The 21,366-nt window shown below is 62.7% G+C and carries 18 protein-coding genes; 6 read left to right on the plus strand and 12 right to left on the minus strand.

Translation table 11 applies throughout. The features are described from left to right. Positions 1 to 15: 15 nt before the first annotated feature. Together rpsP and ffh are read right to left on the minus strand one after the other, a co-directional pair. Positions 16 to 273: a 30S ribosomal protein S16 gene (gene rpsP / locus ACFPN2_RS37390; RefSeq protein WP_129642843.1), complete on the minus strand. Its 258-nt coding sequence runs from the start codon at positions 271 to 273 to the stop codon at positions 16 to 18. A gap of 194 nt (positions 274 to 467) precedes the next feature. Further along, complete coding sequence (gene ffh / locus ACFPN2_RS37395; RefSeq protein WP_380606287.1) at positions 468 to 1,832, minus strand: signal recognition particle protein; 1,365 nt, start codon at positions 1,830 to 1,832, stop codon at positions 468 to 470. A gap of 136 nt (positions 1,833 to 1,968) precedes the next feature. On the opposite strand from ffh, the gene ACFPN2_RS37400 reads away from it, so the two are divergent. Both ACFPN2_RS37400 and ACFPN2_RS37405 read left to right on the plus strand, forming a co-directional pair. Further along, positions 1,969 to 2,778 carry a cytochrome C assembly family protein gene (locus ACFPN2_RS37400; protein ID WP_380606289.1) on the plus strand — a complete coding sequence of 270 codons (810 nt, stop codon included), beginning with the start codon at positions 1,969 to 1,971 and terminating at the stop codon, positions 2,776 to 2,778. A 9-nt stretch (positions 2,779 to 2,787) separates the two neighbouring features. Then, the gene (locus ACFPN2_RS37405) at positions 2,788 to 3,669 is read left to right on the plus strand and encodes a transporter associated domain-containing protein (RefSeq protein WP_380606291.1); all 882 of its coding nucleotides are present in this window, start codon (positions 2,788 to 2,790) and stop codon (positions 3,667 to 3,669) included. Here the strand turns inward: ACFPN2_RS37405 and radA are convergent. After that, complete coding sequence (radA, locus tag ACFPN2_RS37410; protein ID WP_380606293.1) at positions 3,652 to 5,013, minus strand: DNA repair protein RadA; 1,362 nt, start codon at positions 5,011 to 5,013, stop codon at positions 3,652 to 3,654. The genes ACFPN2_RS37405 and radA overlap by 18 nt on opposite strands. Positions 5,014 to 5,287: 274 nt before the next feature. Here radA and ACFPN2_RS37415 point away from each other — a divergent pair, with 274 nt between their 5' ends. Genes ACFPN2_RS37415 through ACFPN2_RS37425 form a run of 3 tightly spaced genes read left to right on the plus strand, consistent with a single transcriptional unit; the run spans position 5,288 to position 9,633 of the window. Continuing rightward, positions 5,288 to 7,963 carry a CHASE2 domain-containing serine/threonine-protein kinase gene (locus ACFPN2_RS37415; RefSeq protein ID WP_380606295.1) on the plus strand — a complete coding sequence of 892 codons (2,676 nt, stop codon included), beginning with the start codon at positions 5,288 to 5,290 and terminating at the stop codon, positions 7,961 to 7,963. Between the two features lie 20 nt (positions 7,964 to 7,983). Then, positions 7,984 to 8,802, plus strand: a complete 819-nt coding sequence (locus tag ACFPN2_RS37420) for a Stp1/IreP family PP2C-type Ser/Thr phosphatase (protein WP_198683229.1) — start codon at positions 7,984 to 7,986, stop codon at positions 8,800 to 8,802. A 42-nt stretch (positions 8,803 to 8,844) separates the two neighbouring features. Then, positions 8,845 to 9,633: an FHA domain-containing protein gene (locus ACFPN2_RS37425; RefSeq protein ID WP_380606297.1), complete on the plus strand. Its 789-nt coding sequence runs from the start codon at positions 8,845 to 8,847 to the stop codon at positions 9,631 to 9,633. A 16-nt stretch (positions 9,634 to 9,649) separates the two neighbouring features. Here the strand turns inward: ACFPN2_RS37425 and ACFPN2_RS37430 are convergent, their stop codons facing one another. The 9 genes from ACFPN2_RS37430 to rpsF form a co-directional block, all read right to left on the minus strand. Continuing rightward, positions 9,650 to 12,172 (minus strand): hypothetical protein, encoded by a 2,523-nt coding sequence (locus ACFPN2_RS37430; RefSeq protein ID WP_380606299.1) that lies wholly within the window; start codon positions 12,170 to 12,172, stop codon positions 9,650 to 9,652. After that, positions 12,165 to 13,232: a hypothetical protein gene (locus ACFPN2_RS37435; protein WP_380606301.1), complete on the minus strand. Its 1,068-nt coding sequence runs from the start codon at positions 13,230 to 13,232 to the stop codon at positions 12,165 to 12,167. The genes ACFPN2_RS37430 and ACFPN2_RS37435 overlap by 8 nt, the downstream gene beginning before the upstream one ends. Then, entirely contained in the window at positions 13,229 to 14,203 is a 975-nt protein-coding gene (locus ACFPN2_RS37440) for a hypothetical protein (protein ID WP_380606303.1), read from the minus strand. The genes ACFPN2_RS37435 and ACFPN2_RS37440 overlap by 4 nt, the downstream gene beginning before the upstream one ends. Positions 14,204 to 14,364: 161 nt before the next feature. Then, positions 14,365 to 15,441: an alanine racemase gene (alr, locus tag ACFPN2_RS37445; protein WP_380606305.1), complete on the minus strand. Its 1,077-nt coding sequence runs from the start codon at positions 15,439 to 15,441 to the stop codon at positions 14,365 to 14,367. Beyond that, positions 15,441 to 16,823: a replicative DNA helicase gene (dnaB, locus tag ACFPN2_RS37450; RefSeq protein WP_380606761.1), complete on the minus strand. Its 1,383-nt coding sequence runs from the start codon at positions 16,821 to 16,823 to the stop codon at positions 15,441 to 15,443. Before dnaB ends, alr begins: the two co-directional genes overlap by 1 nt. A 69-nt stretch (positions 16,824 to 16,892) precedes the next feature. Further along, positions 16,893 to 17,342 (minus strand): 50S ribosomal protein L9, encoded by a 450-nt coding sequence (rplI, locus tag ACFPN2_RS37455; RefSeq protein WP_380606307.1) that lies wholly within the window; start codon positions 17,340 to 17,342, stop codon positions 16,893 to 16,895. A 15-nt stretch (positions 17,343 to 17,357) separates the two neighbouring features. Next, a complete protein-coding gene (locus tag ACFPN2_RS37460) occupies positions 17,358 to 18,194 on the minus strand; it encodes a hypothetical protein (RefSeq protein WP_380606308.1) in 837 nt (278 codons plus the stop codon). 115 nt (positions 18,195 to 18,309) lie between these two features. Continuing rightward, a complete protein-coding gene (rpsR, locus tag ACFPN2_RS37465) occupies positions 18,310 to 18,534 on the minus strand; it encodes a 30S ribosomal protein S18 (RefSeq protein WP_129642833.1) in 225 nt (74 codons plus the stop codon). Positions 18,535 to 18,563: 29 nt separating this feature from the next. Beyond that, the gene (rpsF, locus tag ACFPN2_RS37470) at positions 18,564 to 18,944 is read right to left on the minus strand and encodes a 30S ribosomal protein S6 (RefSeq protein WP_380606311.1); all 381 of its coding nucleotides are present in this window, start codon (positions 18,942 to 18,944) and stop codon (positions 18,564 to 18,566) included. A gap of 277 nt (positions 18,945 to 19,221) precedes the next feature. Between rpsF and ACFPN2_RS37475 the strand changes: the two genes are divergently transcribed. Continuing rightward, on the plus strand, positions 19,222 to 21,363 hold the full coding sequence (locus ACFPN2_RS37475) for a bifunctional diguanylate cyclase/phosphodiesterase (protein WP_380606763.1): 2,142 nt from the start codon (positions 19,222 to 19,224) through the stop codon (positions 21,361 to 21,363). The last annotated feature ends 3 nt before the right edge of the window (positions 21,364 to 21,366 follow it).

A 21,366-nucleotide genomic window follows, 5' to 3' on the forward strand; every position in this document is an offset into this window, starting at 1 on the left:
CGGCACGGGCGAATATCAGGCCGCGACGGCCTGCTTGCGATGCGTCTTGACCAGCTCGGCGACGCGCTCGGACGGCTTGGCACCCTTGCCGACCCAGTAGTCGACGCGGTCCAGCTTCAGCTCCAGACGGCGCTGCTTGCCGGTCGGAATCGGGTTGAAAAAGCCGACCTGCTCCAGGGTCGTGCCGCCCTGACGCATACGGCTGTCCGTGACGACGATGTGATAGAAGGGCGTCTTCTTCGCCCCACGACGGGTGAGCCGGATCGTGACCATGTGCTAAAGCCTCGAAATCAATACGTAAAGCCGGGCGTCCGGGCACGGGGCTCCCGGAAAAGGGCGCGAACTATACTGGATGTATAGGTTTTTTCAAAGTCGGACAGCTGAGTCCGGAGTAAGAGGCCCTCAATCGCCGTACGGCTCGGAACGGAGCTGTTCGAGCCGTACGGCGATTGAGGGCCTCTGGATGGTCAGCCGCCGGGGCGGGGGAAACCCCCACCGCCGCCGAACGCGCTCATCAGCCGGCGCAGCCCGCCGCCCTTCGAGAACGTCTTCATCATCTTCTGCATCTGCATGTGGTTTTTCAGGAGCTTATTGATCTCCGACACATGCACGCCCGAGCCGGACGCGATCCGGCGCTTGCGGGAGGCGTCGATGGTCTTGGGGTAACGGCGCTCGCCCGGGGTCATGGACCGGATCATGGCCAGCTGCCGCTTGATCTCCTTCTCATTGCCCTGGGGCATCTGCGCGGCCTTGCCGGCCAGCTGCGCGGGCAGCTTGTCCATGAGCGCGCTCAGTCCGCCCATCTTCTCGACCTGTTGCAGCTGATCGTGCAGATCCTCCAGGTCGAAGTCCTTACCCTTCTTCAGCTTGCGGGCCAGCTTCTCGGCCTGCTCACGGTCGACGTTCTGGGTGACCTTCTCGACCAGCGACAACACGTCGCCCATGCCCAGGATGCGCGAGGCCACGCGCTCGGCGTGGAAGGGCTCGAGGGCATCGGTCTTTTCGCCGGTACCCATGAAGAGAATGGGCGCGCCGGTAATCTGCCGCACCGACAAGGCCGCGCCACCGCGGGCGTCGCCGTCGGTCTTCGTGAGCACGACGCCGGTCAGCGTCAGCGCCGCCCCGAAGGCCTTGGCCGCGTTCACTGCGTCCTGACCCGCCATGCTATCGACCACGAACAGGGTTTCCGTGGGCGAAACGGCGCCAGCGATCTCCTTGATCTCCACCATCATCTCGTCGTCGACGTGCAGACGGCCGGCGGTGTCGACGATCAGCACGTCGTACAGCGACTGCTTCGCCTCGCTCAGCGCTTCCTTCGCCAGGGTCACGGCCGGCTTCTTGGGGTCGGACGGGTAGAACGCCACGTCCAGCTGCTGCGCCAGCCGCTCCAGCTGCAGGATGGCGGCCGGGCGGTAAACGTCAGTACTGGCGAGCAGCACCTTCTTGCGCTCGTTCTCCTTCAGCCACTTGGCAAGCTTGCCAGCTGAGGTGGTTTTACCCGCGCCCTGCAGGCCCGCGAGCAGGATGACCACCGGCGGCTGCGCACGCAGGTTCAGCGGCCGGACGCCCGCGCCCATCAGCGCGATCAGCTCATCGTGGATGAGCTTCACCAGCATCTGGCCTGGGGTCAGGCTCTTATCGAACTCCTGTCCGACGACCTTGGCGCGGATGGTGTCGACGAAGCCCTTCACGACCGGGAGGGCGACGTCCGCCTCGAGCAGCGCCATGCGCACCTGGCGCAGCGTGTCGGCAATGTTCTCCTCGGTGAGGCGCCCGCGACCGCGCAGGCTCTCCATAACGCCTTGCAGGCGTTCAGTCAGTTTGTCGAACATGGAATTGGCAGGGTGAAGTTGGGGATTGGGCGTTAGTGTAAGACCAAGTGGCGCCCGCGGGGCAGCCGACTGCCCTACCTCGCCAACTGCGATCCGCTATCATCTAGCCGTCATCCCTTCTGAGCTCCCCACCTCAGTGCTGTCCATCGTCGTCCTCGCTTGCTATCTGGCTTGCGCCGCATGGCTCGCCTCGAGCGTCTACCGCGCCGACGAGAACGCCGCGCGTGGCCGTCGGATCGCAGGGCTCGGACTGGGCGCCATCGCCGTCGCGCTCCATGCGTCCCTGCTCTGGCAGAGCGTCTTCGCCAAGCCCGAGCTGGCATTCACGGTGGCCGAGACAGCCTCGCTGATCGGCTGGCCCACGGGTCTGATCGCGCTGATCCTCACATGGTCGCGGCCGCGCTTTGCTGGCGTCAGCTCTATTCTCATGGCCATTGCAGGTGTGGTGGCGGCGACCACCGTGGAAGGCAACGCGGGCTACGCGCTCGAACAACAGAGCTGGGAAATCGCCGCGCACATCGTGCTCTCGACGTTGGCTTATGCGCTTCTGACGATCGCCGTCGCGCTCGCCATCGCGCTGGCATTGCTCGACCGGCGGCTGCGCAGCCGTCAACCGCTCGGCATGCTCACAATCCTGCCTTCGATGGAAGCGCTCGAGTCGGCGACCTTCCAGGCGCTCGGTGCCGGCTTCGCGGTGCTGACGCTCGCACTGTTCAGCGGCTTTATCTTCGTGCGTGACCTGTTCGCGCAGCACCTGATTCACAAGACGGTGCTGTCATGTCTCGCGTGGATCGTTTTCGCAGTGTTGTTGTTCGGTCGCTGGCGCTTCGGCTGGCGCGGACGCGTCGCGCGGAACTGGACGTTGAGCGGCTTCGCGCTGCTGGGGCTGGCGTACTTCGGTTCCAAAATCGTGCTGGAAACCATTCTGGGCCGGCACTGGGGTTGAGGAACGGATTTGAGTCTGCATGCGATCGGTTGGATGAGCACGTTGGTGCTCGCGGTCCTCGCGGCCGCGGCCATCGGGTTCTTCGTGGCCCGCGCTTTGATACGCGCGCCCGCCAAGCCACGCCGAAAGAAGGAGCAGATCCCGTGGCCGCCCGATAATCCGCGCCGTCGCATCACGGACAAGTTGCTCGACCTCGACACCATGAAGGTCGACGACATCATGATCCCGCGCAGCGAGATCGCGTACATCGATATCGCCGATGACTGGGACACCATCGTCGACACGCTGCGCTCGACCCCTCATACGCGCCTGCCGGTGTGCGAGAACAATCTCGACAACATCATCGGCATCATGCACATGAAGAAGGTCGCGCATGCCCTGGCACGCAGCGACCTGACGCGCGACCGATTGTTACAACTGGCCCGCGAGCGCGAAGGCTACTTCGTGCCCGAGGGCACGACGCTCAGCGTGCAGCTGTTGAACTTCCAGCGCGATCGCCGGCGCATCGCGCTGGTCGTCGATGAGTACGGCGACATCCGCGGACTGGTGACACTCGAGGACATTCTCGAAGAAGTCGTCGGTGACTTCACGAGCGCGCCCGGCGCGCTACATCAAGACATCCATCGCGATGCCGACGGCAGCTTCGTGATCAACGGCGCCATCAGCATCCGTGTGCTGAATCGCACGCTCGGCTGGGATCTGCCCACCGACGGCCCGCGTACTTTGAACGGCTTGATCCTGGAATATCTGGAAACGATTCCGCAGCCGGGCACCGGGCTGAAGCTCGGCAACCTGTCGGTGGAGATTCTTCAGACCGCGGAGAACAGCGTGAAGACCGCGCGCATCCGACCGATCGGTGTGCCGCTCGAACAATCAAAAGGCGCTGCGTAACGCCTGGTCGAGGCGCTCCACGCCAATCACTTCCAAGCCCTCGATCTCACGGCGCGGCTTGTTCGCTTCCGGCACGATGGCGCGCTCGAAACCATGTTTCGCGGCTTCGCGCAGACGCTCTTCGCCGTAAGGCACCGGCCTCACCTCGCCCGCCAGGCCCAGCTCGCCGAAACAAACCAATCGAGGCGCGAGCGGCTTGTCTCGCACACTCGATACAGAAGCCAGCACTGCAGGCAGATCCGCGGCCGTTTCTGAAATCCGCACACCGCCGACGACATTTAGAAACACGTCGCGCCCCGCCGTCGAGACGCCGCCATGTCGATGCAAGACCGCGAGTAACAACGCGAGCCGATTCGCTTCCAACCCCACGGCGACCCGGCGCGGGTTCATACCCTGTGCTTCATCGGTGAGCGACTGTACTTCGATCAACATCGGGCGGCTGCCTTCACGCGCCACCATCACCGCGCTGCCCGCCACGGGTTGCGGATGTTGTGACAAGAAGATCGCCGACGGATTCCTCACCTCGCGCAGCCCTTGCTCGGTCATCGCGAACACGCCGACTTCATTCGCCGCGCCGAAGCGATTCTTCACCGCGCGCACCAGACGGAAGCGACTGCCAGCGTCGCTCTCGAAATAGAGCACGGTGTCGACCATGTGCTCGAGAATGCGCGGGCCCGCGATCACGCCTTCCTTGGTGACGTGGCCGATGATCATCACCGACACGCCCGATGATTTGGCAAAGCGCACCAGCGCCGCGGCCGACTCGCGGACCTGTGTCGCCGAGCCCGGCGAGGAATCCACGTCGCTGACGAACATGGTTTGAATCGAGTCAATGACCAGCACGCGCGCATTGGACTGTTGAGCATGCTGGAGGATGGTCTCGACGTTCGTCTCCGCCAGCAGCTGCAACGTGTCGCTGACGACTTCAAGCCGACGGGCGCGCAAGCTCACTTGCTGTAACGACTCTTCGCCGGTGACATAGAGCGTCGATGTCGCGCGGCTGAGCGCGTCGCCCGCTTGGAGCAATACCGTCGACTTGCCTATTCCCGGATCGCCGCCGAGCAACGTCACCGAGCCCAACACCAAGCCACCGCCGAGCACGCGATCGAGTTCTTGCAAGCCCGTGGCGATCCGCGGCTCGTTCGCTTCGGACACCTCGACCAGTCGCCGCGGCCGCTCGCTGCCCGCCGCCAATGGCCGGCGCTCCGCGCCGGTGCGCGGGCTACGGCTAATACTCATCCGTTTGAGCGTGTCGGCGGCACCGCACGATGGGCAGATGCCCTGCCATTGCAGGCTGTCGTTGCCACATTGCTCGCAGACAAAGATTTCCTTGGATTTGGCCATGATTTCCGAATGTGAACTGATCGGCAGCACCGTAGCCCGGAGTTTGCCTCATGTCGTTTGCGGGACTAGGGGGCATCGCGGGTGTGACGCCACCGGCAATTTAACCTATCGTCCTTCGCTATACTCGCGCCGCAATTTCGCCCCACACCAACCAAGTCCTGACACTTGGCCGAGAATCTGCGATCAAGATGGTCTTGCGACCATCAGGTTTGTTACGGCCAGGGTAGTCGACGGGTCCGGCTGTGGGATTGAAGTCTTAGGCGGTACTCAACTCGTGGCGGCAAAACTGGCGCGATTCTCCTGGCTTCCCGGTGGGCTGGCGGCAGCCCTGGTGGTTGCCGTGGGCAATTGGGTTTACTCCCCCGCCGAGCTGCCGCTGGAAGTGGGCCTGTACGACCGCATGATGAATTCGGTCGAGGTCACGCCGTCGCGCGAGGTTGCCATCGTCGCCATCGACGACGCCAGCCTGGCGCAGCTCGGGGAATGGCCCTGGCCGCGCGATGTGCATGCCAGCTTGATCGACAAGCTGAGAGCCGAAGGCGCCCGCGTCGTCGCCTTCACCGTGCCGTTCGACACCGCCCGACGCACCAGCGAGCGTGAAAAAGTTCGTGCTGCGCTCGCGCTGCTCGAGTCCAGCAACCTCGGCAATTCCGAACAAGCTCGTCAACTGCGCAAGCTGCTCGGCGAATCGGCCGCCGGCCGCGATCCGGACGCGCATCTCGCCAAGTCCATGGCCGCTCACGGCAATGTCATTCTGCCGGTGCATATCCGTTTGAATGACAGCGCCAGCGAAGGCGATCGGATCCCCGCGCGCTTCTCGCCGGCCACCGATGCCTCGGTGTTACAAAGCGCCGCCGATGCCGAAATCACGATGTTGCCGGCGCCCGTGTTTCTCGCCGAGGCCAGCGCCATCGGTCACACCTATATACAGCCGGACTCCGATGGCGTCGTGCGCACCAATCTCGCCGCGGTTCGCGTCGGCACCGGGCTGGTGCCGTCGCTATCTGCGGTCATCACCGGTCGCGCGTTGGGCGTTTCGCCCAATGAAATGATCTTTCATTCCAACAATGCGCTGACCATGGGAACTCGCCGGACGCCGCTGGATTCCACTCAGCACAGTCGGCCACGTTACTTCCCCCCGAGCGGCGTGCAGGCATTTCAGCAATATCCCTACTGGCAGGTGTTATCGGGCGGCGTGCCGAAGGGCGAGTTGCGCGACAAGGTCGTGCTCATCGGATTGATGAATAGCGATAGCGTGGATGACGCCATCACGACGCCTGTGAGCAAAGCCACACCGCCGGTGGTCGCAATCGCCAGCGCGGTCTCCAGCTCGTTGGCTGCGCAGATGTATTCACGCCCTGCGTATGCGCCCGCGATCGAGTGGGGCGTCGTCGCGCTGGTGCTGTTGTATTCGGCTTTCATGTTGCCCGCCGCCGGTGCCGCAATCGGCGGAATGACCACGTTGCTGTTCATGGTGCTGCTCACTGGCGCCGAGGTGATGTTGCTGCGGTCGTCGCAGATCTGGCTGCACCTCGTACTTCCTTGCGTGGCACTGGCCGCGAGTTATGGTTTGTATCTGGTCGGCGAGCTGATCCGTCGCGCCAACATGAGAGCGGGCGATGGCGCACGCGATCCCGGCGCGAATCTGCGCTCGCTCGGACAGACGTTCCACAAGCAGGGTCAGCTCGATCTCGCGTTCGAGACTTATCAACGCTGCGCGCTGGATGCACCGACCATGGAGCTGCTCTACAACCTCGGCATGGACTTCGAGCGGCGTGCGCAACTCTCCAAAGCGTCGGCGGTATACAGCTACATCGCCACACGCGATCCCAATTACCGCGAGCTCAAAGCGCGTCGCGCTCGCGTGCGCGAAGAACCGCTGACTCGCGAGCCAGTAACGCGCGGACCGCTGATGCGCGAGTCCCGCGAATCGATGACGCACGACACGGCAACGCCCGTGGCGCCCGTCAAACGCGAACCGCCGCGCCCGATCCGGCCGCGACAGCCCGCCATCGATTTAAAAGACCACGAAGAAACCGTGCCCGATCTGCTCGACGTGCCCTCCACGGCGCGTGCCTCCTCGAAGCGCACCCTCGGCCGTTACGAAATCGAGCGCGAGCTCGGCAAGGGCGCCATGGGCATCGTGTACCTGGGCCGCGATCCGAAGATCAATCGCGTGGTCGCGATCAAGGCAATTCCGCTGGCCGAGGAGTTCGAGGAAGACGATCTGGCCGAGGCACGCGCACGCTTCTTCCGCGAAGCGGAGATGGCGGGCCGGCTGAACCATCCGGCCATCGTCACAGTCTACGATGCGGGCGAGGACAACGGCCTTGCGTACATCGCGATGGAGTACCTGCGCGGCCATCATCTCAGCACCCACACCGACGTGAAGCAGTTGTTGCCGCCGAAAACCGTGATGCTGCTCGTCGCCCGCGTCGCTGAGGCTCTGCACTATGCGCACCGGCAGAACGTCGTTCATCGCGACATCAAACCAGCTAATATAATGTTCAATCCCGAAACGGATGAGCTGAAGATCACCGACTTCGGAATTGCACGCCTGACCGATACAAGCCGAACCAAAACCGGAATCGTCCTGGGCACACCCTCATTCATGTCACCGGAACAACTGGAAGGGCGCACGCTCGACGGTCGCTCCGATCAATTCGCTCTGGGCGTGAGCCTGTATCAGCTGCTGTGCGGTCAACTGCCGTTCCGCGCCGACTCGATGCCGCGCTTGATGCAGAAGATCGCCACTGAGCCGCACAATCCCATCCGCATGATCCGTCCCGATCTGCCGCAGGAGCTCGAGGCAATCATCGACCGCTCGCTGTCCAAGTCGGCCGACGATCGCTATGTGACCTGCGCCGAAATGGCCATGGCCTTGCGCGCTGTCGCCGGTCCGCCGGAGAAGAGCGCCGCACAGGCGGAACACGAGTGGTTGCTGCCATGACGACCAGGAGGGTCAACTAGGTGCGCGGCAAGATCCGCTCCGTAGGATTGAGCGACGTCGGTCGCGTCCGTGAGCACAACGAAGACACCATCGGCGTCGATGCCGACATCGGTCTGTTCGTGCTCGCTGACGGCATGGGCGGTTACAACGCGGGCGAAGTCGCCAGCGGCATCGCCGTGAAGACCGTGATGAGCCTGGTGAAAGAAGCGGTCGAGCACCAGGACATGTCCTCGAGCGATCCGGAGACCGGCATGGCCCGGCCGAGCATCGTGTTACGGGATGCCATCGCCCGAGCCAACAAGATCATCTACCAGACCGCCAAGACCCAGCCCCAATGCGAGGGCATGGGCACGACCATCGTGGCCTGCCTGTTCTTCGACAACCGCGTGGCCATCGCCCACGTCGGCGACTCGCGCCTGTACCGCCTGCGCGCCAACCGCCTCGAGCAGATGACCATGGACCATTCGCTGCTCCAGGAGCTGGTCGACCGCGGCTTCTACTCCCAGGCCGAGGCCCAGCGGGCCACCAACAAGAACTACGTGACCCGTGCCCTGGGCGTGGAGCCCACGGTCGATGTCGAGGTCCATGAACAACCTGTGGATAAGGGCGACTTCTTCTGTTTGTGCTCGGACGGCCTGTCCGACATGGTCGAAGACGACGACATTCACTTAACTATGAGCACCTTTAGTGCTAGCCTTGAAACGGTAGCTAAGCAATTGATTCAATTGTCGAACGACAACGGCGGTCGCGACAATGTGTCGATCATCCTTGCGCAAGTTGTGGACTCGTTCGCAGCGCGGACGGGGGTAGTTGACAGAATCTTGCGCTGGTTCGGCTAGTCACACGGGTCGCTGACTGGCACCACTTCCGGGGACGAGCAAATGGCACGGTTGATCCTTAGCCTGGACGGTCAGGTGATGGCCGAGTACAACATGAACAAGGAGCGGTATACCGTTGGCCGGCTCCCCGATAACGATATTCGCATCGACAACCCGGCCGTGAGCGGTCACCACTCGCTGGTGATCAACATCCTCAACGACTCGTTCCTGGAAGATCTGAACAGCACCAATGGCACTTACGTCAACGGCAAGCTGATCAAGAAACATGCGCTTCAGCACGGCGATGTCGTGACCGTCGGTCATCATCAGCTGCGCTTCGTCGATACGCAGAGCTCGGACAGCGAGCCCGATGAATTCGAGAAGACGATGGTGATCACCCCGGGCTCCGCCGTGGCCGCCATCGCCGCGAAGAAAGCTGCTGCCTCGTCTCCGCCTCCTCCGCCGGCCCCCGCTGCGAAAGCGACGCCGACGCCCGTCTCCACTTCAGCTCCCGCTGTCACCCGGCCGATGCCGCCCGCCGGCAGCACCGGCGCAACCGGCGAGCACGCTGGTATCGCTTTGCCGAAGGCCAAGCTGCAGGTGTTGAGCGGCGCGTTCGCTGGCCGCGAGCTCGAGTTGAACAAAGCTTTGACGACGCTGGGCCGCCCTGGCGTGCAAGTCGCGGCCATCACTCGTCGCGCCGATGGTTACTTCATCGTGCACGTCGACAGCGGCAAGCCCGGCGACTATCCGTCGGTGAACGGCTCCGCCATCGGCGAGCAGGCTCGCAAGCTGGCGGACAACGATGTGATTTTGCTCGCCGGCGTGAAGATGGGATTCTTCGAAGGCTGAGCGCTTCACGCGCCGATCAACCGGCGCGTCTGATCAATTCGTCTTCCACGAGCCTCACCCAGCGCTCGGCGCGAGCGGCGTCATAGGGCATGACGCCCGCTTCGGCAAACCGGCTCGCCACTTGCTTGAGCTCGTGCAACCGTTGCTCCAGCGAGTCCCATCCCGCCGCCTCGGGCAGAAACAATGCGCTGGCGCATAGAAACACCAGCCGCACGATCGTCGGCATGTTGGTGTGTCGCCGATCGTGCTCGATGCCCGTCGTCGCGTACTCCGAGTCGCACTGCTGCAGCAGCTCGATCATGCGCGCGGCCTGTTCCGGCATCGCGCTTTTCTCATCGTTTCTCAACCGAGCCAGCAACTGCAGTTGCAGGAAACCCGTGGCGACCTGTTGACGTACGGCGTGACGGACCTCCAACGGTTCGTCTTCCGACATCCCTCGCAATACGTCGAGGTGGCGTTCGCAGAAATCACGCAGCGAGCGGTAACCGATGAAGTGCTCGCGCAAGCCCCTTTGCTCGGAGCGCGGACGCTGACCGAATTCATCGAAGTGAAGGCGCGCGATCCAGATCGTCAATGCTTCCGCCTCGAAGCGCGGGTCGCGGTAGGCCATCGGATCGGGCAGGGCTTGCAAGCTGGGACGCAGCGGCTTCGTCAGCTGTCGTTCCCTGGCAATGTCGAGCCATTGTTCGCTGTCGTCGAGGTCTTCGGTGCGAGTGGCACTGAGGAGGCGAAACACCGCGCATAGATAAGCCGCTTCGTCGCCCTTGACGGTGGTGTTCGGCCGCTCCTTGGGATCCAACGTTTTCGCCACCGAGAACGCGGCGCTGGCCACGGTGTATGCGGAACGCCATTCACCGGCCAGCGCAAAGGCCATCGCGAACACCATGTAGCGCGAGTAGACGGTACCGTCGCGAGGATGGTGGTCAAGCTTGTCGAGCTCGTCGCGATCCAGCACGGTTTGCGCCTTCGCCAGCGAGCCGGCTTTACGCAACCGATCGATCAACGCCTTCGCCTCGGGCAGGGAATTGAACTTGACCGCCGGCATGACGCGGCTCGGCCAGCGATCGGCGACCCGCTCGATGCTCCAGAAACCCGCCAGCAAACCGACGGCGCTGAAGCGCGTCATCGCGCTCTCGCTGACCTTCTGCATCTCACGCCGCAGCTCTTGCAACTGGGCCCGCATCTGCTGATTGCTCAGCTTGCCGCCGGCGATCCGGCGAGCCTGCTCCTGGTAGTTGCGGTCGATCTGCCCCAGCCGGGAAACGCTGGCGGTGCTGCACAGATACTTGGCCCATTCCAGCCTGGCCTCCTTGGCTGCCATTGCAACCTTGTCCTGTGCCACCGGCTCGTTCTCGATCTCCGGGAACAACATCATCAACCAGTGTCGAAGCGAACGTCCCGGCGTCTGGCGCGCACCGCTCTCCAAACTCTGCGGATTGTTCTCGACGGGCGGCGCCGAGGCGGGAAAGCGAGCGAGAAATTGCGGCGTCTCGACGTTGGCAATCTCGAAGAAATCCACGTCGGCGAGAAAACATACGGGATTGCGCAGGTATCGCTCTTCAAAGGTATCCGAGGTCTTCTTCAGCACCAGCTTGGCGGCGATCTGCTCGATAGTCCGGTCGCCGGTGATGAAACAAAGCCGCTTCGCGGGTGGCTTCTTGTCTTCGGTCGCCAGCGCCAGTGCTTCCAGCTCGAACTGTTCGTTGATCCATTGGATTCGGGCCAGCACCGCGGCATCGATATCGTTATTGGTGGGCCACTCGTCGCCTTCGTCGCCCTCTCCCACGCCGCCGCGCTGCTTGGGCACTCGATGCCTGTGCAACAGATCCGCCCACATCTTCTGGAGCCGGGCGATTTCCTGCTTGTCCTCCGCATCGGGCACGGGCAACAGCGGCTGATTGCCGACCACGATGCGCTCGGCCGGCAATACGCTCCGCGACTCCTGCAGGGAAACGATCCGTTGCAGCTCGGCGACCGGTCCTTCGTGCACACATTCGAGCAGATGAGTCACCAGCGCTTCGATCTGGCCTTTCTCGAGGCCCGTCATCATGCGGTCCGACCGGAGCAGCTCGTCGACCTCCGCGTACTCATCTTCGATCGAGCTCTCCGCTTGCCGTGCCAGTAACGACACCTCATACCAAAGCGACCGCGTCTCGCGATCGCCCGGCTCGATGAGCAGAAAAGGAATGGACCGGGAATTGGCAGGCCGGCGCAGGTAGTATTCGGCCAGGATGTAGCCGAGCGCCCGTTGCGCGGCCAGATCGTCCCAGATGAGATATTGCAGATAGTGCCGGATACGCCGACGCGGCTTGCGCATCAGGGCCCGGGCCAGCGCCTTCTGATGCACTTTCCAGGGCGCGGTGGTGTTGGTGATGACGTCATTGTCCAAGGCATAAAACACCGTGCCACCGTCACGCGCCCGCTCGCGATCGTCGTGGCGGCGCTCGAACTGCGCTTTCAGCTTGCCAGCCTCCGCACGCAGGCGCGGCAGCTCACGCGTGGCTTCACGCTGATCCAGGGGCGAAGTTGATTCAGACATCTCGATCGCTCATCAGACTCGCCCACGAATCGGCCAGCGGCACCTTGCTGGCGGCATCGAAGAAATCGGTCTCCAACTGTCCGATCAGCGCGAGGGCATAAAGATTGTCCGGAGGCGGCGTGCCGGGCGGCATGCGTGCCGTGGCAAAACCTTCGTTGAAAAAGATTGCCCGCCGCTTGATCTCCGTGCGCAGCGCCACTGTGATCCGCCGCTCCCGCTTCGGATTGCCCCAATAGATAAGCGGGCCCTCCGGGCCGAACAACGCCTCCAGCAGCCAGGCATCGCGCGAGATCGCGCGAGCGATGTGCAACTTGGGAAACTGGTCCTGCAGGACATTGAATTCCTTCTCGACGATGCGCGTTGCCGTCAGGTGGGAAAGGCGCCGTTGCTCCGGCTCCTGCCGATGCATGCGAAGCATGTCCCGGCCGAGCAACTCCAGATGATGAATCAAATTCCTGGGGGTGACGTTGATCAACGCGGCCAGGGTGCGGGGCGCAAAGCCGACGTTGAAGTGTTTCTTTTTCATCACGACTTGATACAGCGCAATTTCGACATCGTCGCGCAGCGTCTCCTCGAGGTCCGCGTAGCCGCTTTCGTCGAACCGCAAGCCGAGCGTCTGCAGACACACACAGCACGCCGGAAACACTTCTGACACGAATACGTCGTCGGACCAGTGCCGGGCATCCTCCGTTGCTATCCGCGCGACGATGGGCGCGGCGGGAATGCAGATGAGATTCGATGCCAGCCGCAGGAATTCCGTGAGCAGCCGCAGGCGTTGCTGTTCGTCCAGCAACTCCGATTCCGGAGACTCGTAGCGACAATATCTGCCCAGGATCGTGATGCCGACCCGCAGGGCCCGTTGCAGCCCAGGTGGCGCCACCGCATACAACGACTCGACGCCCTCGGCGGGATGCGCGGCAAGATTGATGAACGAGTGTGGAGCGAAGGGATCTCGGGAGAAGCCCGCAGCTGTCTCGAAAAAGCCGCGCGCCAGCCACAGGGCGACTTCGTCGGGCGACTTCGCCGCCAGGATTTTTACAGACTCGGGCCGTGGCCTCATGTTCGGCTCCCGGACGGCTGCACCAGCGCCAGAAATTCGTCCAAGACCTCGCTGAACTTCAGTCGCAGAATATATTCCATCTGGTCCAGGAAGCGACGACTGGCCCGCAAAGTAGCACGATCCTTACGGGTGACGCCCAGTGTCACCACTTCGACTTCGTCGCAGTCCCTCAACAATACCCGCTCCATCACCAGCTCGGGTGCGCCCGCGATCGCCTCGCCCAGCGCCTGGGTCTCCAGCTTCTGTAAATCCACGGTGTAGCCACAACCAGTGCCGGGCGGCGGTTTCGAGTGACTTTGTAAAAAGCGGAGATTGGGCAAGGCCTCGATCACTGTCGGCAAACAAGTCCGCTGAGCGGCCGGCACGCGCAACGAGATCGCCATCAACTGAACCTTGCGGCCGTGATGCACGAGTCCGAGCAGGTCACGAATCCGGTCCGCGATCGCGAGCCTCCGGTCATCCATGGGACCGCCCTCCTCCTTGGCCGTGTCGGTGCGCTTTACGTCCGTAGTCGGATCCTGTTGAGCGTGGAACTCCTGGATGGCGAGTTCGAACAGCGCGCGAGGCGCAACCCAGAAAAACTCACGTGTCTGTGCCGTGGACTTGAAGCGGCGCACGGCCCTACCTGGCAGATCGAAATCATGACCGCTGAAGTCATTCGGATGGACATAGTACTCGCGGTCGTCCGCGTTGATGACAGTAGTGATCCCATCCTGGAATTCCGCGGGCAGGTCTGGCAAGGGGTGTCGAAGCAGGAGCTGCAGGCGCGGGTCATGGATCTGCCGCTGCAGATTGCCGAGCAGCGAGTGAGAATCCGATTCCAGAATCGTCGGATCGGGCTGTAACTGAAATATCTTCTGAATATCGGCGGGCTTCAACAAGCCCCGATTCATTGCCAACTTCAGATTACAAATAAACAATCGCCAGTGCAGCCGGCCTTGTAGGCGCGGCAACAGTTCCGCGAACGTCATGTTCTCGCTCCGAGCGCGCCGACTCGACCCACCTCCAACGACAGGCGAGTCTCTTATTGGTATGAAGATTCGGAAAAAAGAACGATCGTCGTTGTTGTGACAAGCCTAATATAACGTAGCATCGGCGCCGATATCGGCAACCCGATGCATTTACGTAGACATCAGCGTTGCGCCGCGTCTTTCAATGTTACTCGTTGCGCGACCCGACAGACCAACTCATAACATGTCGTGTCAGCATAGGGAGCCAGTCGCTCCGCCGGCAGCCCCGCGCCCCAAACAATTACTTCGTCGCCCGCCTTCGCCTCGGGCAGATCGGTGATATCGATGGAAATCATGTCCATCGACACGCGCCCGGCGATCGGCGCTTCCTTCCCGCCGACCAACACCGTCGCCCCATTGCGCGTGCCACGCGGGAAGCCATCGCCATAACCAATGGCTGCAATACCAATGCGTGACGGACGTTGTGCACGCCAGATACCGTTGTAACCCACCGGCTCGCCGACGCCGATGTTTTGAACGGCGATGAGGTGCGTCGACAGCGTCATGGCGGGACACAGACCGAATTCGGCGGCGGTCTGGTTCGACATGGGTGACATGCCATACAACATCAACCCCGGCCGCACCCAATCCTGATGCGCCTCGGGCCAGCCGATGACAGCGGCGGAGTTGGCCACACTGCGCTCGTGGCCGAGCGGTGCGACCAGATCGTCGAAGATCTTCAGCTGAGTGGCGGTGACATGACCGCGCTCTTCCGATGCAGACAGGTGAGTCATCACTCGAATCTGACTGACGGCGGAGCAGCGCTGCAATCGAGCATGAGCGGCGGCGAAATCCTCGACGCGAAAGCCGAGCCGGTTCATGCCGCTGTTGAGTTTCAGCCAGACGGTAAAGCGATGCGATCCGGCGAACTGCTCCAGCACGTCGAGCTGTTCGGCGGAATGAATGACAATCTCACAGTGCTTGTTGGCGGCGAGCTCGAATTGCTCGACACCGAACACGCCTTCGAGCAGGAGGATTCGCTGAGTCACGCCGGCCTCGCGAAGCACCGCCGCATCGGACAGACGAGCAACACCCAAACCGTCCGCGTCCGCGAGCGCGCGAGCGACGCGAATCATTCCATGGCCGTAGCCATTCGCTTTGACGACAGCAATGACACGAGAACGGGGCGCCATCCGTCGCACCACTGCCAGGTTACTGCGCAGTGCCGCGGCATCGATGGTCGCAACCGGAAAGCTCACTAGAAAGGTCCGTCGCCGAAGGCCGCCTCGGGCGCGTAGTTCTCGAACTTGGTGAACTTGCCGAGGAAGGTCAGCTCGATGTCACCCGTCGGACCGTTACGCTGCTTGGTGATGATGATGTCGGCGATGCCCTTGCGCGGCGTCTCGGGGTTATAAACTTCTTCGCGGTAGATCATCATGATGATGTCCGCGTCCTGTTCGATAGCGCCCGATTCGCGCAAGTCCGAGCTCACCGGTCGCTTGTCCGTGCGCTGTTCCACCGCGCGATTCAGCTGCGACAGGGCAATCACCGGCACCGACAACTCTTTCGCCAGCGCCTTCAGCGAGCGCGAGATCTCGGAAATCTCGGCGGTGCGGTTTTCTTTGTTGCCGGGCACCTGCATCAGCTGCAAGTAGTCGACCACGATCAGATCGAGGCCGTGCTCGCGCTTCAAGCGCCGCGCGCGGGCGCGCACTTCGGTAGGAGACAACGCCGGCGTGTCGTCGATGAAGATGTGCGAGGACTTCATCATCGAGATGGCCATCTGCACGCGCGACCAGTCGTCGTCATCGAGCTGACCGGTACGCAGCTTGGTTTGATCGACGCGCCCGAGCGAGGACACCATACGGAACGCCAGCTGCTCGCGACCCATTTCCATACTGAACACGCCCACCCGGGCCTGCTTCGGGCCGAAGGCGGCGTTTTCCGCCATGTTGAGGCTGAACGTGGTCTTACCCATCGAGGGACGGGCGGCGACGATGATGAGATCGCCCTTCTGCAGACCGGCGGTCATTTCATCGAGCTTCTTGAACCCTGTCGACAGACCGGTGATCGCACCGGGGTTCTGCGACAGCGTATCGATCATATCGATGATCTTGCCGACTTCATTTCGCAGCGGCACGAAGCCCGAGCCGGTCTTGTTGCGGCTCTCGGCGATTTCGAACACGCGCCGCTCGGCTTCATCCAGGATCTCTGCAGACGCGCGGCCTTGCGGATCGTAGGCGCCGTTGGCGATTTCACCGCCGACAGAGATCAGTTGCCGAAGTGTCGAGCGCTCGCGGACTGCATCAGCATAGGCTCGAACGTTTGCGGCGCTGGGCGTGTCACGAACCAGTTGCGCGAGATAAGGCAGGCCGCCGACTTCGGACAGCGTGCCTTTGCGTTCCAGCCATTCGGAGAGGGTGACGGCGTCGGAAGGCTCACCGAGCGCGCCGCGCTCGGCGATGGCTTCGAAAATGATCTGATGATCGCGACGATAGAAGTCGTCGGCGACGATGCGGTCCGCGATGTTGTCCCAGACGCGGTTGTCCAGCATCAGGCCGCCGAGCACGGCCTGCTCCGCCTCGATGTTATGAGGCGGGACGCGAATGTCGTCTACCGATGTGTCTCGATCTCGATCCATATCGCGGGCACGACGCGAGCCCGCGAACGAAACCTTTTTGTCGGCTTCGGCCATCGGTAACGGCGAAGATTATTCTTCGCCGATGATCACGACCGGCAGATCGACGTTGACGTCGGTATGCAGGTGGAGCTGCACGACGTGCTCGCCAGCCTGACGGATCGGGCCGTTCGGCATGCGCACTTCGGCGCGCTCGACCGTGTGACCGGCCTTCTTCAGCGCTTCGACGATGTCGCTGTTACCGACCGAGCCGAACAGCTTGCCTTCGCCACCGGCCTTCGCGGTGAGCGACAGCTTGAAGCCTTCGAGCTTGGCGGCGCGCGTCTGGGCGCTGGCCAGCTCTTCCTTCGCGGCCTTCTCGAACTCGGCGCGACGGGCTTCGAACTTGGCGACGTTTTCCGGCGTGGCCAGCGTGGCCTTGCCCTGCGGCAGCAGGTAGTTGCGGCCGTAGCCGGCCTTGACCTTGACCTTGTCACCGATGTTGCCGAGGTTGGCAACCTTCTGCATCAGAATGATTTCCACAGCCTTATCCTCTAACTAAGCACTACGCGTCCGAGGACGCAGCCAATTATCCGCAAAGCCCCAGATCGCGAGCATCAGCACGACGAACGAGGTCACCGGCAGCACGATCAGCAATACATAGATCGCCACCAGCCAGCCGCGATCCAGCCGGCCGACCGCCTTGCTGCGATGGGCGGCCGCGAGCCCCTGAAAAGCCAGCGCGGCGAATGCCACCCAGGCCAACGAAGCCACCAGCGCCGAGTCGGTCAGCAGCGCCACGATGAACAACACCGTGGTCGCGATTCCCATCGCGCGCCCGAGGCGCAACTGACGATACTCGACACCAAACGAACCGGGCGTGTCCAGCAGCGACTGCCACCATCTGCCCAACAACACCGCGCCGAACACCGTGCCCAGCGACAGCGCCGCCAGCCCGCCCCACATGGTGCGCGCCCAGGCGGCAATGATCACTTCGCGATCGCCTTCGATCTGCAGACCGGCCTTGGCCATCGAGGTCCAGGCCAGCTCGAGCTGCTCGCGCCAGATGCCGACCGGATCGGGCAGCACGGCGAACAACCCTATCAATAGCACCGCCATGCTCAGCAAGGCGACCTGGAACGCCAGATTCAGCGAGCCGGTCTGCCGCAGCAGCCAGCCCAACAGCATCGGGCCGAAAAACAGTATGCCGACCCCGAACACCAGCCAGCCACCGGGCCGCGCCAGCGACAGCACCACCCAGCTCGCCGACAGGCCGGCGGTGAATGCCATGCCGACGGCGTAGCGTAGATCGAAACGCAACGCCACCAGCACTGCAATAGCAGCGGCAATCACCAGGAAGGGCAGCGGCAGCTGCGGGGAAAGCGCTCCGCTCATGGCGCTCGCAAAGGCGGCGCGCCACGGATGCCCTGTTAGCCAGACAGCAATTGCACGGTGCATGTATCAGCCCCGCCCCTTGGTTTCACGGGCGGGGCACGGAACCCGAAACTCTTTAGTGCTGATCGGTGTACGGCAGCAGCGCCAGGTAACGAGCGCGCTTCACGGCAATCGCCAGCTGACGCTGATAGTGCGACTTGGTGCCAGTGATACGGCTCGGGACGATCTTGCCGGTCTCGGTGATGTAGCTCTTCAGGATGCCGAGATCCTTGTAATCGATCTGCTCGATGCCTTCGGCAGTGAAGCGGCAGAACTTGCGACGGCGGAAAAAGCGGGACATGGCGAACCTCTAAAAAGTGAGTGGACGGATCAGGCCGAGGCGGAAGAGCCTTCTTCCTCGTCGTCACGCGCGAAGCGCTCGTCGCGCTCCTCGTCGCCCTTCGCCATCGGCGAGGGTTCGGTGACGGGCTTGTCCATCTTGATGACCAGGTGGCGGAGGACCGCGTCGCTGAAGCGGAACGCACCGGTGAGCTCGGCCAACGTCTTACCGTCGACTTCGATGTTCATCAGCACGTAGTGGGCTTTGTGGACCTTGGCGATCGGGAACGTGAGTTGCCGACGGCCCCAGTCCTCGAGGCGATGCACGGTGCCGTTACCGGCCGCGATCATGCTCTTGTAGCGTTCCAGCATGGCCGGAACCTGCTCACTCTGGTCGGGGTGCACCAGAAAAACGATCTCGTAGTGTCGCATTGCTGCTCCTTATGGAAATGCCGCCAAGGTCGAGAATCCAGGTGCGGCAAGGAGTGGAAAGAAACTGCCCGCCACGGGAAAGCCCCCGGGGCGCAACAGGGCCGCGGATACTAGCCGAGCGCCCCGCCCGAAGCAAATGTAAGCAATGCCCGTTAGGGCTTTCCCCGAACCGGGCCGCCAGCCCCGCACTGATTCGTTGCTGGACCGCGTCAAGACAATTCGGCAGCGGCCGTTATAGCCAGCGGCGGTGGCAACCCTGCCGGACGCAGGACTTTACATAGTGAACGGTTCCTACAATCCATGGCTGGTGACGCTATCGTTCGTGGTAGCGGTCTGCGTGTCGTACACCGCGCTCAACCTCGCCTCGCGCGTGGCCACGGCCCGGCGCCGTTACGTGCGCATGTGGCTCGCCGGCGGTGCCTTTGCCATGGGCGTCGGCATCTGGTCCATGCACTTCATCGGCATGCTCGCGTTCACACTGCCGATCCCGCTTTCTTACGATATCGGCAAGACGCTACTGTCGCTGATCGTCGCGATGCTCGTGGCCGGCTTCGCGCTCAGTATCGCGAGCCAGAAACAAAGCACGCTGCCTCGCCTAGCGGGTGCCGCGGTCCTCATGGGCCTGGGCATCGCAGCCATGCACTACTCCGGCATGGGCGCGATCCGCATCGTGCCGTTCATTACTTATGAACCGAAACTGCTGATCCTCTCGATCGTCATTGCGATCGTGGCGTCGTTCGCCGCGCTCTGGCTGTTCTTCCGGCTGCGAGGCGGCGCCTCGTGGCGCATCCTCCTGCAACGAATGGTTGCGTCGCTGGTGATGGGCGCGGCCATCTCGGGCATGCACTACACCGGCATGTTCGCTTCGCGATTCGCGCCGGGCTCGTATTGCATCGGTGCCACGAGCACCAGCAGCGGCTTCCTTGCCTTGCTCATCGGCAGCTTCGCGCTCGGCGTGCTGCTGATCACGATGATTCTGCTGATGTACGACGCGCATCTGGAATCGCGCTCGCGTCAGTATGCCGTCGCGCTGGAAGATGCCAACGCGCGCCTGCGCCATCTGGCCACGCATGACGCGCTCACCGAGCTGCCCAATCGGTTGTTGCTCGACGATCGTCTGTCGCAAGCGATCACCTATGCCGAACGGCGCGAAGGCCGCATTGCCGTGCTGGTCATCGATCTGGATCGGTTCAAGATGATCAACGACTCGCTCGGCCATCACGGCGGCGACGAGTTGTTGAAAGAAGTGGCCAATCGTCTGCGCGGCACGCTCCGCAAGAGCGACACGCTGGCGCGCACCGGCGGCGATGAGTTCGTGCTGATTGCCGATGAAGTCAACGGCCAGGCGGACATCGAGATCCTGGCGCAGCGTCTGCTCGGTTGCTTCACCAAGCCGTTCCACATTCTGTCGGTGGACATTCACACCGCGCCCAGCATCGGCATCAGCTTCTATCCGAACGATGGCTCACGCCCCGAGGAGCTGGTGGTTGCAGCCGACGCGGCGATGTATCACTCGAAGAAAGTGGGCGGCAACACTTTTTCATTCTTCACGCCGTCGATGAACGCCTTCGCCCAGCAGCGCCTGGAGCTGGAGAACGGCCTGCGCCGCGCGCTGGGCAATGGCGAGCTCGAATTGCATTACCAGCCGAAAGTGGATGTCACCACCGGCCGCATCAGCAGCACAGAAGCGTTGATCCGCTGGCGTCATCCGGAGCGCGGCCTGGTGCCGCCGGGCGATTTCATTCCGCTCGCCGAAGAAACCGGGCTCATCCTGCAGATCGGCGAATGGGTACTGCGTGAAGCCTGTCGGCAAGCGCGGCAGTGGCAGGTCAACGGCATGACGCCGGTGCGCGTCGCCATCAACATGTCGGCCCAGCAGTTCCGGCAGAAGAATCTGGTGAGCATCGTGAAGTCGGCACTGGAAAGCGCCAACCTCGAGCCGACGTATCTGGAAATCGAACTGACCGAGAGCGCGGTCATGCACAACGCCGCCGAGTCCGCGGCGATTCTCGAACAGCTCAGCCGCATCGGCGTGCATATTTCCATCGACGACTTTGGCACCGGCTACTCGAGCCTGAACTATCTGCGCCGCTTCCCGCTCGACAAGCTGAAAATCGATCGCTCGTTCATCAAGGATGTGGTCGCGAATCCCGAAGACGCCGCCATCGTGCAAGCGATCATCTCGCTGGCTCACAGTCTGCGACTGAAGGTGATCGCCGAGGGCGTGGAGACCGAGCAGCAGCTGGAATTCCTGCGCTCGCTGGGCTGCGATCAATATCAAGGGTTCTTCTGCAGCCCCGCGATGATGCCGGAAGCGTTCGCAGAAATGATGCGGACCAAGAACCCGGAGAAGTTCGATCCGCTCGCGACCATGAGCCGTCTGTACGTGCCGGTGAAAGCGCGCAAGACGGCGAGCTGATCG

It is taken from the genome of Steroidobacter flavus, from assembly GCF_042651805.1.
Taxonomy (GTDB): domain Bacteria; phylum Pseudomonadota; class Gammaproteobacteria; order Steroidobacterales; family Steroidobacteraceae; genus Steroidobacter; species Steroidobacter flavus.